This window comes from Nocardioides houyundeii (assembly GCF_002865585.1).
Lineage (GTDB): Bacteria > Actinomycetota > Actinomycetes > Propionibacteriales > Nocardioidaceae > Nocardioides > Nocardioides houyundeii.
The window spans coordinates 2,284,548-2,299,966 of sequence record NZ_CP025581.1 but is presented as its reverse complement, the minus strand read 5'-3'; the positions used below and the strand labels follow the sequence as shown (position 1 = coordinate 2,299,966).

Sequence of the window (15,419 nt, the reverse complement as noted above, 5' to 3'; positions counted from 1 at the left end):
ACGACGTGTGAGCGGTTTCTCCACAGCCCGGGTCAGTCCGACCAGCGCTGTCGGCGGTGACGCCTAGCGTCGAAGGCGTACCTGGCACACCGACGAGATGAATGGGGCTAGACATGGCTGGTGGAGACCGCGAGAAGGCATTGGATGCCGCCCTCGCCAATATCGAGAAGTCGTTCGGCAAGGGCTCGGTCATGCGACTGGGCGACGAGACCCGGGCGCCGCTCGAGGTGATCCCGACGGGCTCCATCGCGCTCGACGTGGCGCTGGGCCTCGGCGGTCTGCCGCGCGGCCGGGTGGTGGAGATCTACGGTCCGGAGTCGTCGGGAAAGACGACGGTCGCCCTGCACGCGGTGGCCAGCGCCCAGGCAGCGGGCGGCATCGTGGCGTTCATCGACGCCGAGCACGCGCTCGACCCCGACTACGCCAAGAACCTCGGCGTCGACACCGACGCCCTGCTGGTCTCCCAGCCGGACTCCGGCGAGCAGGCGCTCGAGATCGCCGACATGCTGATCCGTTCCGGGGCCCTCGACCTGATCGTGATCGACTCGGTGGCGGCCCTCGTGCCCCGTGCCGAGATCGAGGGCGAGATGGGGGACAGCCACGTGGGGCTCCAGGCCCGGCTGATGAGCCAGGCGCTGCGCAAGATGACCGGTGCCCTGAACAACTCCCAGACCACCGCGATCTTCATCAACCAGCTGCGCGAGAAGATCGGGGTCATGTTCGGCTCCCCGGAGACCACGACCGGTGGTCGGGCGCTGAAGTTCTACTCCTCGGTGCGTCTGGACGTGCGTCGGATCGAGACCCTGAAGGACGGCCAGGAGATGGTCGGCAACCGGACCCGGGTCAAGGTCGTCAAGAACAAGGTCGCGCCGCCGTTCAAGCAGGCCGAGTTCGACATCATGTACGGCAAGGGCATCAGCCGCGAGGGTGGCCTCATCGACGTGGGCGTGGAGGCGGGCCTGGTGCGCAAGGCCGGCGCTTGGTACACCTACGAGGGCGACCAGCTGGGTCAGGGCAAGGAGAACGCTCGGTCCTTCCTCAAGGACAACCCCGACCTGGCCAACGAGCTGGAGAAGAAGATCCTGGAGAAGCTCGGCGTCGGCCCCCAGGTGAACACCCCGGTGGTGGACGACCTCTCGGACGAGCCCATCGGCGTCAAGGACTTCTGAGTCCGAGCTGACCTGTGATGTCGCAGAGACGCCCGAGGTCCCGGTGGCAGGGCGACGTGCACGACGGCGTCGCCGCGTGGACCGGATCCGTACCTGAGGATCCGGTCCAGGCGGGGCCCGAGGCGGACCCCGAGGCGGTGGCACGCAAGATCCTGCTCGACCAGCTGACCGGGCAGGCTCGCAGCCGCAAGCAGCTGGCCGACAAGATGGCCGCCAAGGACGTTCCCGTCGAGATCGCCGAGGCGCTCCTGGACCGGTTCGAGGAGGTGGGCCTCGTCGATGACGAGGCGTTTGCCAGAGCGTGGATCGCGAGCCGGCAGCCGGGCAAGGGGCTGGCCGGGCGCGCGCTGGCCCAGGAGCTCCGCCGCAAGGGGATCGACGAGGAGCTGGTTCGCGAGGCGGTGTCGGAGATCGACCCCGCCGACGAGGAGGCAGCGGCACGGGTCCTGGTCCGCAAGAAGATGCGGAGCATGCGCGCGCTCGACACGGTGACCGCTACCAGGAGACTGGTGGGGATGCTGGCCCGCAAGGGCTACTCCAGCGGCATGGCTTTCGCGGTGGTCCGAGAGGAGCTGGGCTCGGACCTGGAACCGGATCAGTCATGATGTGCTCATGAAGCACACGTGCGCGCCAGGTCCGGCGTGATCCCCCGGGTCGGGGTCAGCCGGTACGTCACTCCGCTGCGCGAGGGTGGGAGTCTGCCCGGTCTGGTCGAGGCCGAGGACCTGGGCATCTACGTCTGCAAGTTCTCCGGCGCGGGCCAGGGCGTCCGGGTCCTGGTGGCCGAGGTGCTGGTCAGCGAGATCGCCCGTCGCATCGGGCTGCGGACCCCGCGCCTGGTCGCCCTGGAGCTGGACGGCGAGATCGCCCGGTACGAGGCCGACGAGGAGGTGCAGGACCTGCTCACCGCGAGCCTGGGCCTGAACCTCGGGGTGGACTTCCTGCCGGGCGCCTTCGGGTTCGACGGAGCCCAGACGATCGAGCCGGGCGTGGCAGAGCGCATCCTGTGGCTGGACGCGTTCACCGCGAACGTCGACCGCAGCTGGCGCAACCCCAACCTCCTGGTCTGGCACGGCGACGTCTGGGTCATAGACCACGGAGCGGCGCTCTACTTCCACCACGCCTGGACGACCCAGGTGACGGACCCGCAGCGGTTCGCGGCGCAGCCGTGGGACAGCAGTGACCACGTGCTGGGCGAGTTCCTGGGCGACCTGGGAGCGGCCGACGCCGCGGCGCGTGCGGTCCTCTCGACCGGAGTCTTTGCGGAGATCGTGGCGATGGTGCCCGAGGAGTGGCTGACCTGGGTGCCGGGGACCAGCCCGGCCGAGCTCAGGACTGCCTACGTGGAGTTCCTGACGGCTCGGCTGGGGAGCCGGCAGTGGTTGCCCGGAGGTGCGGCATGACGCGGCTGTCCTACCAGTACGTCGTGCTGCGCTGCGTCCCGCGACCCGATCGCGAGGAGTTCCTCAACGTCGGTGTGGTGCTGTACTGCCAGAGCACGGAGTTCCTCGACGTGGCCTGGCGGTGCGACCGCGACCGGCTGAGCTCGTTCGCACCGTCCCTGGACGTGGACCAGGTCTGCGCGGCCCTGGACTTCGTGGAGGGCGTCTGCGCAGGGGACTCCCGCGGAGGGACCGCAGCGACGAAGCCCATGGGTCAGCGCTTCGGGTTCCTCCGCGCGCCGAAGTCCACGGTGCTCCAGCCCGGACCGGTCCATGGCGGCATCACCGCCGAGCCGGCCCGGGCGTTGGAGCACCTGGTCGAGCGCCTGGTGGGCTGAGCCCGGCTCAGACGGGCACGAGCTCGACCGCGCCCACGGCGTACCGAGCGAGGATCGTGCGGGCCACCTCGGGGTGTGCCCCCAGGGGATCCGAGACCGCCACCGCGCCGGCCTCGACGGCCAGCTCGGCCGCCCGGTCCGGCAGGAAGCCGGGTGCCAGGAAGAGCGAGGCGACGGCGATGTGCCGCTTGCCCTGGGCCCGGAACGCCCGGACCGCCTCACCGGTGGCAGGCGGGGTCGCGGAGGCGAAGGCGGCCGTGACCGGCAGCTTGTGCCGGCTGCCCCAGGTCCGCGCCAGGCGGGCCACCGACTGGTTGGCCAGCGCGTCGGACGAGCCGGCCGCGGCCAGGACCAGCGCGTCCAGCTCGCGCACCCGGGCCGCCTTGAGGGCCTCGCGCATGCGGATGTCGAGGACATCCAGGAACGCCGTCTCCAGACCGAGGACACCGGTGGAGCGGACCTTCAGACCCGGGTGCCGCTCCATCGCCGCCTCCACGGCAGCCGGGACGTCCACCTTGGCGTGATAGGCCTCGGTGAGCAGCAACGGCACGACGACGATCTCGTCGAAGCCGGCCTTGACGAGCTTGTCCACGGTCTGCTGGAAGCCCGGCTTCGCCAGCTCCAGGAACGCCTGCTCGATGCGCAGGTCCGGACGCAGGCGCCGTACCTCCCCGATCAGGTTCTTGATCGTGGCCGCGGACCGGGGGTCACGGCTTCCGTGGGCGAGTGCAACCAATGCAGGAGCAGCCATCAGAACTGCCTCCCATCTCCTGTGAGGTGTGCATCGACGACGCTGTCGATCTTGGTGTTGCGGTGAGACTTCATGAGTGGATCCCGCACTCGGTCTTGCCGGTGCCGGCCCAGCGGCCGCTGCGCGGGTCGTCGCCCGGCGCCACCCGTCGGGTGCACGGCCAGCAGCCGATCGAGGGGTAGCCGTCGTAGGCCAAGGGGTTGACGAGCACCGAGTTCTCGGCGATGTAGCGCTCCATCTGCTCGTCGCTCCACCGGGCCAGGGGAGAGACCTTGACCTTGCCCTTGCGGGCGTCCCAGCCCACGACCGGCGCGATCACTCGGTTGTGGGTCTCGGCGCGGCGCAGACCGGTGGCCCACGCGTCGTACCCGGCGAGAGACCTGGCCAGGGGCTCGACCTTGCGCAGCTGGCAGCAGCGGTCCGGGTCGGTCTTGTAGAGGTCCGCCCCGTGCGCGAGGTCCTGGTCGGCCACGCTCTGCACCGGGGTGATGGTGATCAGGTTGACCGGGAGGGTGGCCTCCACCGCGTCCCTCGTGCCGATGGTCTCGGCGAAGTGGTAGCCGGTGTCGAGGAAGACCACGTCGATCCCGGGCACCACCTGGGAGGCCAGGTGCGACAGCACCGCGTCCCCCATCGAGGAGGTGACGCAGAACCGCTTGCCGAAGGTGGCCGCGGCCCACTCGATGATGTGCTCCGCGGGCGCCAGCTCCAGCTCGGCACCGACGTGGGAGACGAGCTCGCGAAGCTCCTCAGGGCTGCGCCCCTCGGTGTGGGTGCCGCGGAAGTCCCGGGCGGCACGGGTCGTCGCCGTCGTCATGCCTGCCCTCCTCCCGGTCGGACCATCCCCAGCATCTTGACCGTGAACGCCCGCAGGCAGGCACGGCACTCCCAGGCGCCCGGCGCCCCCTCGGCCTCGTGGGGCCAGAGGTTCTCGTCACCGCAGTAGGGGCAGTGGAAGGGCTGGGCGCGCTCGCTCATCTCAGACCGACTCCAGACTGCGGTCGCCGCGCAGGTGGACCTCGTCGGCCCGTGCCGCCCAGTCGGCGAACGACTCGCCGTCCTCCCGGTCCGCCAGGAACGCCTGCACCACGGCGGCGATGTAGTCGTCCAAGCCGGTGCTGGTGACCTTGTGGGCCCGCAGCTTGCGGCCGAAGTTCGCACCCAGGCCCAGCGCGCCGCCCAGGTGGACCTGGAAGCCCTCGACCTGCTGGCCGTCGGCGTCCATCACCAGCTGTCCCTTCAGCCCGATGTCCGCCACCTGGGTGCGGGCGCAGGCGTTGGGGCATCCGTTGACGTTGACGGTGATCGGGACGTCGAGCTGAGGGAACCGACGCTCGAGCTCGGCGATCAGGTCGGTGGCGCGCTGCTTGGTGTCCACGATGGCGAGCTTGCAGAACTCGATGCCGGTGCACGCCATGGTGTTGCGGCGCCAGTTCGAGGGACGGGCGGTGAGCCCGATCTTCTCCAGGTCGTCGAGGAAGGCGTCGGTGTCGGCGGCGTCGATGCCGATGACCACGAGCTTCTGGTACGCCGTGAGGCGGATGCCGCGTGCGCCGTACTGCTCGACGAGATCAGCCAGCCCGAGCAGGATCGCGCCGTTGACGCGGCCCACCACCGGCGCGACGCCGACGTAGAACTTGCCGTCCTTCTGCTCGTGCACGCCGATGTGGTCGCCCTGGGTCACCGGGACCGCGGGGGAGGGGTTGTCGATCAGGGACCGCTTCAGGTACTCGGTCTCCAGCACCTCGCGGAACTTCTCCTTGCCCCAGTCCGCGACCAGGAACTTCAGGCGGGCACGCGAGCGGAGCCGCCGGTAGCCGTAGTCGCGGAAGATGCCGCAGACGGCTTCCCAGACGTCGGCGACCTGGTCCAGCGGGACCCAGACGCCGAGCTTCTGGGCGAGCATCGGGTTGGTCGAGAGACCACCGCCGACCCACACGTCGAACCCGGGGCCGTGCTCGGGGTGCACGGTGCCGACGAACGAGATGTCGTTGACCTCGGGGGCGACGTCGTGGCTGGGGTGGCCGGTGAGGGCGGTCTTGAACTTGCGCGGCAGGTTGGAGAACTCGGGGTTGTTCAGCGCCCGGCGCTTGATCTCGGCGAGCGCCTCGGAGCCGTCGATGATCTCGTCCTTGGCGATCCCGGCGACCGGCGAGCCGAGGAAGGGGCGAGGGGAGTCGCCGCAGGCCTCGATGGTGGTGAGCCCGGCGGCCTCGAGCCGCTCCCAGATGGCGGGGACGCTCTCCACCTCGATCCAGTGGTACTGGATGTTGTTGCGGTCGGTGATGTCCGCGGTGCCGCGGGCGAACTCCTGCGAGACGCTGCCCAGGGCGCGCAGCGCCCCGGCGTCGAGGATCTGGCCGTCGGTGCGCACCCGCATCATGAAGTAGCTGTCGTCGAGCTCCTCCTCCGGCAGCGAGGCGGTCTTGCCGCCGTCGAAGCCGGGCGCCCGCTGGGTGTAGAGCCCCATCCAGCGGAACCGGCCGCGCAGGTCGGCCGGGTCGATGGAGGCGAAGCCGCGCTTGGAGTAGATGTTGAGGATCCGAGCCCGCACGTTGAGCGGGTTGTCGTCCTTCTTGGTCTGCTCGTTCTTGTTCAGCGGCTCGGAGTAGCCGAGCGCCCACTGGCCCTCACCGCGCTTGGGGCGGGGGCGGGCGGGACGAGCAGGTGCGGCGGAGCTGGAGGTCATGGTGGTCCTTCACGCTGAGGGTCGCGCGCATCGTTGGGCGCGGAGGTGGGGGCGTCAGTCAGCGGGGCCAACAGATCATGCTGCGCAGGCGACCGAAGTCCACGTGGCGACGGACCACGAGGTAGGTGTGCGTTGCGGAGCTGACCATGTCAAGCAGTCTCACGGGGCGGACGCGATCCCCACAAGATCAAATCTCATGTTGTGGACACGATGTCCAAATATCAAGACGGTCTCCAGGCGGTCCAGCCTGCCTCCACGCCTGGGTGAGGCCCAGGTCACATTCCGTCCGGCCGTGGGGGACCAGCCCCGGGCGGACGACCCGGGACGCTTCACTAGGCTGACCCCATGACTGACTCCCTCGCCGCGACCGCCAGTGACGCCTACTCCGCAGCGCTGCGGGTCATCGCCTCTGTCGAGCCGCGCATCGCCGAAGCCACCCGTCAGGAGCTGGCGGACCAGCGGAGCTCGCTGAAGCTCATCGCCTCGGAGAACTACGCCTCGCCGGCGGTGCTGCTCACCATGGGCACCTGGCTCAGCGACAAGTACGCCGAGGGCACGGTCGGCCACCGCTTCTACGCCGGCTGCCAGAACGTGGACACCGTCGAGTCGCTGGCGGCCGAGCACGCACGCGAGCTGTTCGGCGCGCCGTACGCCTACGTGCAGCCGCACTCGGGCATCGACGCCAACCTCGTCGCCTTCTGGTCGATCCTGGCCAACCGGGTGGAGACGCCGGCGCTGGCGAAGCTGGGCGCCAAGAACGTCAACGAGCTGACCGAGGCCGACTGGGAGTCGCTGCGTCACGACCTGGGCAACCAGCGGCTGCTGGGCATGAGCCTGGACGCGGGCGGTCACCTGACGCACGGGTTCCGCCCCAACATCAGCGGCAAGATGTTCCACCAGCAGCAGTACGGCACCGACCCGGAGACCGGCCTGCTGGACTACGCCGCGGTCGCGGCCAAGGCACGCGAGTTCAAGCCGCTGGTGCTGGTGGCCGGCTACAGCGCCTACCCGCGCCGGGTGAACTTCGCGAAGATGCGCGAGATCGCCGACGAGGTCGGCGCCGTGCTGATGGTCGACATGGCCCACTTCGCGGGGCTCGTCGCCGGCAAGGTGTTCACCGGTGAGGAGAACCCGGTGACCTACGCCCACGTCACCACCACCACCACCCACAAGTCGCTCCGCGGCCCCCGCGGCGGCATGGTGCTGGCCCAGGAGGAGTTCGCCGCCGACGTCGACCGTGGCTGCCCCATGGTGCTGGGCGGTCCGCTGTCCCACGTGATGGCCGCCAAGGCCGTGGCGCTGGCCGAGGCGAGGACGCCGGAGTTCGGCACCTACGCGCAGCAGGTGGCCGACAACGCCCAGTCGCTCGCCGAGGGCTTCCTGACCCGCGGCGCCAAGCTGGTCACCGGCGGCACCGACAACCACCTGGTGCTGCTCGACGTGACCTCGTTCGGGCTGACCGGTCGGCAGGCCGAGTCGGCGCTGCTCGACGCCGGAGTGGTGACCAACCGGAACTCGGTGCCCGCGGACCCCAACGGCGCCTGGTACACCTCCGGCGTCCGGCTCGGCACCCCCGCGCTGACCACCCGCGGCTTCGGGCACGACGAGTTCGACCGGGTCGCGGAGCTCATCGTGGAGGTGCTCTCCAACACCGAGCAGGGCCTCACCAAGGCCGGCGGCGTGTCGAAGGCGTCGTACGTGCTGGGCGACGGGATCGCCGACAAGGTCCGGGCAGCGAGTGCGGAGATGCTCGACAAGCACCCGCTCTACCCGGGCCTCGAGCTCTCCTGAGGCGTCAGCCCCCGGCGCCGGCCTCCACCGCGGGGCGGGCGCTGGGGGCGTAGCCGGTGCGCACGTCCCGCTCGTCGTGCTGAGCGGCGGCGTGCGCCGTCGGCGCGGCCGGCGCGGGCTCGTCCTCGGTGCGGGGGTCGCGCAGGTAGACCACCGCGGTGATCGCGTCCAGGCGGATCAGGTACTGCCCCTCGTCGGGGTTGTCCAGCACCACGCCGTGGCTGTCACTGGCCACCGGGACTCCCTCCAGCCAGTTGCCCTGGACCAGGGTGCGCACCGCCATGCCTTGGTCCTGGGCCCGGTTGAGCAGGGTGCCGACGGTGAAGATGGTGCTGCCATGGGTGGCCACGAAAATCACTCCTCAGGGGATGGATCGCAAGCGTAAGCGTGCCACTGATGAGCGTGCGGGCCGCCGAATGGTCACCTGGTGTCTAGTCATCGGCATCGACGACGGGCCGATGGTCCCGACTTCACCGGCGATCTGCTCGGCTCACGCCAGCGTCGGTGTGGCGCGGGTCACGATCGCCTCGAGGTCGCCACCCTGGAGCATGCCGAAGGTCCCGTCGAAGGACGCACCCAGACGCGAGGCGCAGAAGACGTCGGAGACCTCCGGGGGCGCGAAGCGGACCAGGAGCGAGCCCTGCAGGCAGGCCGCCATCGCCCCGGCGAGCCGACGGGCCCCCGACTCCCGGCCCGCCGAGTCGCCCAGCAGCCGCAGGGTGTCGTCGACCGCCCGGTCCAGCGCCGCGTTGGCGCCACGGGCGGCGCCGACCTCGAGCATCCAGGCCTCCAGGGCCGCCGGTTCCCGCGAGAGGGCCCGCAGCACGTCGAGGGCGTTCACGTTGCCCGACCCCTCCCACACCGAGTTGAGCGGGGCCTCGCGATACATCAGGGGCAGCCCCGACTCCTCGACGTACCCGTTGCCGCCCAGGCACTCCAGCGCCTCGGCGACCATCGCCGGGGTGCGCTTGCACACCCAGTACTTGGCCAGGGGCAGGGCGAGGCGTCGCAGAGCGGCCTCGTGCGGGTCGTCGGCGTTGTCGACAGCCGCCGCCAGGCGCACGGCGAGGGCGGTGGCTGCCTCGGACTCCACCGCGAGGTCGGCGAGCACGTTGCGCATCAGCGGCTTGTCGGCCAGCGTCCCCCGAAGGCCGAGCGGTGCGCGGCGTGCCAGGACGCCTCCGCCAGCGCGTGCCGCATCAGCGCCGCCGAGCCCAGGACGCAGTCCAGCCGGGTGGCGGCCACCATCTCGATGATGGTGCGCACGCCCCGGCCCTCGTCGCCGAGCCGGCGCACCAGCGTGCCGTCGAACTCCAGCTCGGAGGAGGCGTTGGAGCGGTTGCCCAGCTTGTCCTTCAGCCGCACCACGTCCATCGGGTTGCGGCTCCCGTCCGGCAGCACCCGGGGGAGCAGGAAGCAGGTCAGGCCGGCCTCGGCCTGGGCCAGGACCAGGAAGACGTCGTTCATGGGCGCGGAGGTGAACCACTTGTGCCCGTGCAGCGTGTAGAGACCCTCCTCGGAGGTACGCCGGGCCTGGGTGACGTTGGCGCGGACGTCGGACCCGCCCTGCTTCTCCGTCATCCCCATCCCGGCCAGGGCACCCAGCTTGGCCGCGGCCGGCCGGGTCCCGGGGTCGTAGCGGGTCGAGGCCAGCAACGGGGTCCACTCCTTGGCGAGGGCGTCGTCGGCCCTCAGCGCCGGGACCGCGGCGTAGGTCATGGAGATGGGGCAGCCGTGCCCGGGCTCGGTCTGCGACCAGGCGAAGAAGCCTGCCGCGCGGCGTACGTGGGCGTGCGGCGAGGTCGACTCCCACGGCGCCGCCTGCAGCCCATGGCTCACCGCTCGCTCCATCAGCCAGTGCCAGGACGGGTGGAACTCCACCTCGTCGACCCGGTTGCCGTAGCGGTCGTAGTTCACCAGCCTGGGGTGGTGCTCGTTGGCCAGCATGCCGTGCTCCCGGGCCTGCTCGGTGCCGGCCTCGGCGCCCAGCGCGGTGAGGTCGTCGAGGACCTCCTCGCTGCCGTGCCGCAGCACCGCCTCGCTGAGCGCGGCGTCCGAGCGCACCACGTTGTGACCCGCCAGAAGCGGCGCCTGGTTCGTGCTTGCCCGGAGATCGCTGCGCATGTGGCTACCGTAGGCGCATGACGTCCACCAGCCAGCAGGAACTCCTGGCTGGGGCCCGGCTCCGGGCATCGCGGGTCGCAGAGCTGCTGTGGCGGCTGGTGGTCACCACGGTCGGTGCCTGCATGCGCTACCGGGTGACCGGGCTGGCCGCCGAGGCCGCCTTCTTCGCCCTGCTCTCGGTGCCCCCGTTGATCTTCGCCTTCGCGGGCGCGATCGGCTTCATCTCCTCGCGCTACACCACCGCCCAGGTGGAGGACGTGCGGCAGGCGATCATCGAGCTCGCGTCGCGTGCCCTGACCGACCAGGCGGTGGACGAGGTCATCACCAAGACGATCGACGAGGTGCTCAAGGGCGGTCGCTTCGACGTCATCTCGGTCGGGTTCGTGCTGGCCCTGTGGTCGGGATCGCGCGCGCTCAACGTCTTCGTCGACACCATCACGATCATGCACGGCCTCGGCGGCCACCGAGGCATCGTGCGCACCCGGGCCCTGTCGTTCGCGCTGTACCTGCTCGCGCTGCTCACCGGGGCGGTGACCATTCCGCTGGTGGTGGTCGGCCCCGAGCTGATCTCGGACTGGCTGCCGCAGCGGTTCGACTTCCTGATGTCGTTCTACTGGCCCATCGTGGTCGTGGTCTGCATCTGCTTCCTCGCCACGCTCTACCACGTCTCGGTGCCGGTGCGCACGAACTGGAGCTTCAACCTCCCGGGCTCGGTCTTCTCGCTGGTCAGCTGGATCCTGGGCTCCTACCTGCTGCGCTGGGTGCTCACCGTGACCGCGGCCGACTCGCGCTCCATCTTCGGGCCGCTGGCGGCACCCATCGCGGTCCTGCTCTGGCTCTACATCCTGGCGATCGCGGTGCTCATCGGGGCCGCCGTCAACGCCGCCTTCGACACCATCTTTCCGCAGCTGAGCACGACGCGAGCCCGCCACGAGCTCGTGCATCGCCTCAAGCAGCGGATCGGCGTGAAAGACTGATCGGGTGAGCAACCCGTCGGAGCAGCCGTCTCCGGCGCTCAGCTCGATCAAGCTCCCCGACCAGGTGAGGTCTCCCTGGTGGGAGCTGGGTCGGCGGGTGCTGCTGGCGGTGGCGATCCTGGTCGGCACCGCACTGCTGGTGTACTTCGACCGCGGCGGCTACCGCGACAACAACGACCCCACGGGTCGCGTGGACCTCGTCGACGCGTTCTACTACACGACCGTCACCCTCAGCACGACCGGCTACGGCGACATCGCGCCGTACACGACCCATGCTCGGCTGATCAACGCGCTGGTGATCACCCCGTTGCGAATCGCGTTCCTGGTCCTGCTGATCGGTACCACCCTCGAGGTGCTCGCCTCACAGGGCCGCGAGATGTTCCGGGTCGCCCGGTGGAGGAAGAACATGGGACAGCACGTCGTCATCATCGGCTACGGGACCAAGGGACGCAGCGCAGCCGAGACCCTGCTCAACAACGGCCTGGAACGCGGCTCCATCGTGGTGGTCGACCCCAGCCCGACGGCCCTGGCCGACGCGCACAACGACGGGTTCGCGGTCGTCACCGGGGACGCCACCCGCCGGCAGGTGCTGCGCCAGGCCGACGTGCAGCAGGCCGGCCAGATCATCATCACCACCGACCAGGACGCGTCCAACGTGCTGGCCACCCTGACCGTGCGCCAGCTCAACCCGGACGCCTTCATCGTGGCCGCGGTCCGGGAGCAGGAGAACGTGCCGCTGATGAAGCAGTCGGGCGCCAACTCCGTGATCACCTCCTCCGAGGCGGTGGGCCGGCTCCTGGGTCTGTCGTCGCTCTCCCCGCTGCTCGGCTCGGTGATGGAGGACCTGCTCACCTACGGCGAGGGGCTCGAGGTGGCCGAGCGGGACCTGCTGGTCAGCGAGGTCGGCAAGCCGCCGCAGACCCTGCCGGACCAGGTCATCTCCGTGGTTCGCGACGAGAAGGTCTACCGCTACTTCGACCCCGTGGTCACCCAGCTAGCGCGCGGCGACCGGCTGATCGTGGTCCGCCCGGCCAAGGAGCTGCCGTGGGCTCCCCGCCCCGGGACGCACGGCGAGGAATCGGCCGAGAGCGACTGATGGACGGGCCCGGCAAGGTGCTGGTCACCGGGGGAGTGCGGTCGGGGAAGTCCACGCACGCCGAGAGCCTGCTGGCCCACGCCGAGCAGGTGGCCTACCTGGCGCCCGGTCCGCTCCCCGACGCCGAGCGCGATCCCGACTGGGCCGCGCGGGTGGACCAGCACCGGCGCCGCCGACCAGCTCACTGGCACACGGTCGAGGGACCCGACCTGGCCGGCGCCCTGGCGGCGGCCGAGGGAGCCGTGCTGGTGGACTGTCTCGGCACCTGGCTGACCGCAGTCGTCGACCAGCACCGGGCCTGGGACCTGCCCACCGACGACGTACGACGGCTGGTGGAGGCGGACCTGGACCGGCTGCTCCCGGTCTTGGCGGACCACCCCGGTCCGGTCGTGCTGGTCACCAACGAGGTCGGCATGGGCGTGGTGCCGGCGCACCGCTCCGGGCGGATCTTCCGCGACCTGCTGGGCGTGGTGAACCAGGCGGTGGCTCGCTCGTGCGACGAGGTGCACCTGGTGGTCGCCGGGCGGGTCCTGCGGCTCTGATCGGGTCGGGCTGGGTCGAGGGGCGGAGTCAGGCGAGGAAAACCAGCAGGGCCGCCAGCGACAGCTCGACGCAGGCGCCGAAGACGTCGCCGGTGACCCCGCCGAGGCGGCGTACCGCGTGCCGCACCAGCGCCGAGACGACAGCCAGGGCTGCCAGGGCGGCCAGCAGGCCGCGCCACCAGGAGACGTCGACGACGATCACGGCGAGGGTGAGCACCACCGCCATCGCGGCCCAGGTCAGCACGGCCCACCGGAGCGGGACCCGGCCGGCAAGCGGGTTGCCCAGCCCTTCGCGGCGTGCGGCCGGGACACCGTGCAGGCACGCCACGGCCAGCGAGGCCCGCGACGCGCAGACCGCGAGCCCCGCGAGGCAGGCGCCACCGGGGGTGTCCAGCAGCGCTGCCAGGCCGGAGACCTGAAGGCCTGCCACCACCACGGTCGCCACCACGCCCGCGGGCCCCGAGGTGCCCGAGCGCATCACCGCCAGGGACCGCTCCGGGTCGTAGGAGGCAGTCAGCCCGTCGACGGTGTCGGAGAGGCCGTCCCAGTGCAGCACCCTGGTGCCCAGGGCAAGGACGCCGAGGGCGGCGAACGCGGTGGCGAGGTGCGGCAGGTCGAGTGCCTGTCCCAGGAGCCCTATCAGGACCACCGCGGCGCCCAGGGGCAGCACCGCCAGCGGGGCGAGCAGGACGGCTCGACCGGGCACCGGGTCGGCCACCGACGACGGCGGACGGACCTTCAGGGCGGTGAGGGTGCCGACGGCCAGCCGCCAGGCGTCACCCACCGGGCTGGAGGTCGGAGAGCAGGGCGACGTCGCGGAGCACCGCGATGGCGCTGCGCAGCACCGGCACCGCCGCCACGGCGCCGCTGCCCTCGCCGAGCCGCATCCCCAGGTCCAGCACCGGCTCCAGGCCGAGCTTGTCCAGGGCCAGGGTCTGGGCGGGCTCGGTCGAGCGGTGACCCGCCGCGAACCAGGCAGTCGCGCCGGGAGCCAGCCGCTCGGCGGTGAGCGCGCACGCCACCGACATGAGGCCGTCCAGGAGCACCGGGACGCCCGCCTCGGCTGCGGCCAGCAGGAAGCCGGTGGTGGCGGCGAGGTCGGCGCTGCTCAGGGCGGTCAGGGTCTGGATCGGGTCGTCCAGCCGGTCGCGGGTGCGGTCCAGGGCCTGCTGGATGAGCTCCTGCTTGCGGGTCAGTGCGTCGCCGACGAGGCCGGTGCCGCGACCGGTCACCTCGGATGCCGGCAGGCCGAGGCCGGCCGCGACCATGGCGGACGCGGGGGTGGTGTTGCCGATGCCCATGTCCCCGGTCATCAGCAGCTGCGCGCCGTCGGCGATCTCCTCCGCCGCCACCTGGCGGCCGGCGGCCATGGCGCGCTCGGTCTCCGCGGGGGTGAGCGCGTCCTCCAGGTGGATCGCGCCGCTGCCGCGCCGGACCTTGTGCGCCAGCACCGCGGCGGGCACTCCGACCAGGTCGTCGTCGACCCCGAGGTCCAGCACCCGTACGGCGACACCGTGAGCCGCTGCGAGCGCGTTCACCCCTGCACCGCCAGCCAGGAAGGTGCGCACCATCGCGGGGGTGATGGCGGGCGGGAACGCCGAGACGCCGTGCCCGGCGACGCCGTGGTCCCCGGCGAAGATCACCAGCCGGGGGTTGTCCAGCTCGGGCGGGGGCACCTGGCCGTGCGCGGCGGCGTACCAGACGGCCAGCTCCCCGAGACGGCCCAGGGCCCCGGGGGGAGTGGCCAGGGCGGAGAGGCGCTGGCTGGCCTGGTCGTGGACGGCGCGGTCAGGAGGTGAAATGGCAGGCACCGGCCCAGCCTAGGTGGCCGGACCGGTGCCTGGGGCTGCAGGTCAGCTGGCGGAGTCGGTCGTCTGCTGCTGCGCGACGCCGTGCTCCAGGGCCTCCATCAGGGCGCCGATGAAGGCCGGGATGTCGTCGGGGTTGCGGCTGGTGATCAGGTTGCCGTCGATCACGGCCTTGTCGTCGACCCAGTCCCCGCCCGCGTTGCGGATGTCGGTGGCCAGGCTGGGCCAGGACGTCAGGGTGCGTCCGCGCACCACGTCCGCCTCGATCAGGGTCCAGGGGGCGTGGCAGATCGCGGCGACCGGCTTGCCGGACGCCACGAACTCGCGCACGAAGGCCACGGCCTGCTCGTCCATCCGGAGGGCGTCGGGGTTGGCGACCCCGCCCGGCAGCACCAGGGCGTCGTACGTCGAGATGTCGGCGTCGGCCACCACCTCGTCCACCGGACGGGTCTCGGCCTTGTCCAGGTGGTCGAAGGTCTGCACCTCGCCGCTCTTGGTGGAGATCAGCACCGGCGTGTGGCCGGCGTCGCGGACGGCGTCCCACGGCTCTGTCAGCTCGACCCGCTCGATCCCCTCAGGGGCCATCAGGAAGGCGACGCGCTTGGTCGACTTCGCGGTCTCGTCAAGGAGCTCGGACACAGTGTTCCTCTCGTCTACGTTCTTCGCTGTCCCACCATCGGTACCCAGCGGCG

General features: G+C 71.1%; 18 protein-coding genes. 8 read left to right on the top strand and 10 right to left on the bottom strand.

Annotated elements, in window-relative coordinates:
* The first annotated feature begins 113 nt into the window (after window positions 1–113).
* Genes recA through C0R66_RS11045 form a run of 4 tightly spaced genes read left to right on the top strand, consistent with a single transcriptional unit; the run spans window position 114 to window position 2,949 of the window.
* Window positions 114–1,169: a recombinase RecA gene (gene recA, locus C0R66_RS11060; RefSeq protein WP_101524745.1), complete on the top strand. Its 1,056-nt coding sequence runs from the start codon at window positions 114–116 to the stop codon at window positions 1,167–1,169.
* 17 nt (window positions 1,170–1,186) lie between these two features.
* Window positions 1,187–1,774, top strand: a complete 588-nt coding sequence (locus C0R66_RS11055; RefSeq protein ID WP_101524744.1) for a regulatory protein RecX — start codon at window positions 1,187–1,189, stop codon at window positions 1,772–1,774.
* Window positions 1,775–1,792: 18 nt separating this feature from the next.
* Entirely contained in the window at window positions 1,793–2,572 is a 780-nt protein-coding gene (locus tag C0R66_RS11050; RefSeq protein WP_240311678.1) for a HipA family kinase, read from the top strand.
* The gene (locus C0R66_RS11045; protein ID WP_101524743.1) at window positions 2,569–2,949 is read left to right on the top strand and encodes a DUF3037 domain-containing protein; all 381 of its coding nucleotides are present in this window, start codon (window positions 2,569–2,571) and stop codon (window positions 2,947–2,949) included. Before C0R66_RS11050 ends, C0R66_RS11045 begins: the two co-directional genes overlap by 4 nt.
* 7 nt (window positions 2,950–2,956) lie before the next feature.
* On the opposite strand, the gene C0R66_RS11040 is transcribed toward C0R66_RS11045, so the two are convergent.
* The 4 genes from C0R66_RS11040 to C0R66_RS11030 all read right to left on the bottom strand — a co-directional run bounded on the left by C0R66_RS11040 (window position 2,957) and on the right by C0R66_RS11030 (window position 6,389).
* Entirely contained in the window at window positions 2,957–3,700 is a 744-nt protein-coding gene (locus C0R66_RS11040) for a sirohydrochlorin chelatase (RefSeq protein WP_101524742.1), read from the bottom strand.
* Between the two features lie 70 nt (window positions 3,701–3,770).
* Window positions 3,771–4,517, bottom strand: a complete 747-nt coding sequence (locus C0R66_RS11035) for a phosphoadenylyl-sulfate reductase (RefSeq protein ID WP_101524741.1) — start codon at window positions 4,515–4,517, stop codon at window positions 3,771–3,773.
* Window positions 4,514–4,678 carry a hypothetical protein gene (locus C0R66_RS19015; protein ID WP_199286643.1) on the bottom strand — a complete coding sequence of 55 codons (165 nt, stop codon included), beginning with the start codon at window positions 4,676–4,678 and terminating at the stop codon, window positions 4,514–4,516. The genes C0R66_RS11035 and C0R66_RS19015 overlap by 4 nt, the downstream gene beginning before the upstream one ends.
* Window position 4,679: 1 nt before the next feature.
* Window positions 4,680–6,389 (bottom strand): nitrite/sulfite reductase, encoded by a 1,710-nt coding sequence (locus C0R66_RS11030; RefSeq protein WP_101524740.1) that lies wholly within the window; start codon window positions 6,387–6,389, stop codon window positions 4,680–4,682.
* A 345-nt stretch (window positions 6,390–6,734) separates the two neighbouring features.
* On the opposite strand from C0R66_RS11030, the gene C0R66_RS11025 reads away from it, so the two are divergent.
* Window positions 6,735–8,180: a glycine hydroxymethyltransferase gene (locus tag C0R66_RS11025; RefSeq protein WP_101524739.1), complete on the top strand. Its 1,446-nt coding sequence runs from the start codon at window positions 6,735–6,737 to the stop codon at window positions 8,178–8,180.
* 4 nt (window positions 8,181–8,184) lie between these two features.
* Here the strand turns inward: C0R66_RS11025 and C0R66_RS11020 are convergent, their stop codons facing one another.
* The 3 genes from C0R66_RS11020 to C0R66_RS20420 all read right to left on the bottom strand — a co-directional run bounded on the left by C0R66_RS11020 (window position 8,185) and on the right by C0R66_RS20420 (window position 10,304).
* Complete coding sequence (locus C0R66_RS11020; RefSeq protein WP_101524738.1) at window positions 8,185–8,529, bottom strand: hypothetical protein; 345 nt, start codon at window positions 8,527–8,529, stop codon at window positions 8,185–8,187.
* Window positions 8,530–8,670: 141 nt separating this feature from the next.
* Window positions 8,671–9,300, bottom strand: coding sequence for an acyl-CoA dehydrogenase family protein (locus C0R66_RS20425; protein WP_338418188.1), 630 nt, complete (start codon window positions 9,298–9,300; stop codon window positions 8,671–8,673).
* Window positions 9,300–10,304, bottom strand: coding sequence for an acyl-CoA dehydrogenase family protein (locus tag C0R66_RS20420; protein WP_338418187.1), 1,005 nt, complete (start codon window positions 10,302–10,304; stop codon window positions 9,300–9,302). The genes C0R66_RS20425 and C0R66_RS20420 overlap by 1 nt, the downstream gene beginning before the upstream one ends.
* 17 nt (window positions 10,305–10,321) lie before the next feature.
* Between C0R66_RS20420 and C0R66_RS11010 the strand changes: the two genes are divergently transcribed.
* The 3 genes from C0R66_RS11010 to cobU are packed head-to-tail and all read left to right on the top strand — an operon-like array spanning window position 10,322 to window position 12,919.
* The gene (locus C0R66_RS11010; protein WP_101524737.1) at window positions 10,322–11,281 is read left to right on the top strand and encodes a YihY/virulence factor BrkB family protein; all 960 of its coding nucleotides are present in this window, start codon (window positions 10,322–10,324) and stop codon (window positions 11,279–11,281) included.
* Between the two features lie 4 nt (window positions 11,282–11,285).
* A complete protein-coding gene (locus C0R66_RS11005) occupies window positions 11,286–12,377 on the top strand; it encodes a potassium channel family protein (protein ID WP_199286642.1) in 1,092 nt (363 codons plus the stop codon).
* A complete protein-coding gene (cobU, locus tag C0R66_RS11000; protein ID WP_101524736.1) occupies window positions 12,377–12,919 on the top strand; it encodes a bifunctional adenosylcobinamide kinase/adenosylcobinamide-phosphate guanylyltransferase in 543 nt (180 codons plus the stop codon). Before C0R66_RS11005 ends, cobU begins: the two co-directional genes overlap by 1 nt.
* 28 nt (window positions 12,920–12,947) lie before the next feature.
* Here cobU and C0R66_RS10995 read toward each other — a convergent pair whose 3' ends face one another.
* From C0R66_RS10995 to C0R66_RS10985, 3 genes are read right to left on the bottom strand one after another with little or no spacing between them, the layout of a single operon-like run.
* Entirely contained in the window at window positions 12,948–13,703 is a 756-nt protein-coding gene (locus tag C0R66_RS10995) for an adenosylcobinamide-GDP ribazoletransferase (protein WP_101524735.1), read from the bottom strand.
* Window positions 13,696–14,730 carry a nicotinate-nucleotide--dimethylbenzimidazole phosphoribosyltransferase gene (gene cobT / locus C0R66_RS10990; RefSeq protein ID WP_101524734.1) on the bottom strand — a complete coding sequence of 345 codons (1,035 nt, stop codon included), beginning with the start codon at window positions 14,728–14,730 and terminating at the stop codon, window positions 13,696–13,698. Before cobT ends, C0R66_RS10995 begins: the two co-directional genes overlap by 8 nt.
* A gap of 42 nt (window positions 14,731–14,772) precedes the next feature.
* Window positions 14,773–15,366, bottom strand: coding sequence for a type 1 glutamine amidotransferase domain-containing protein (locus tag C0R66_RS10985; protein ID WP_240311679.1), 594 nt, complete (start codon window positions 15,364–15,366; stop codon window positions 14,773–14,775).
* Between the last annotated feature and the right edge of the window lie 53 nt (window positions 15,367–15,419).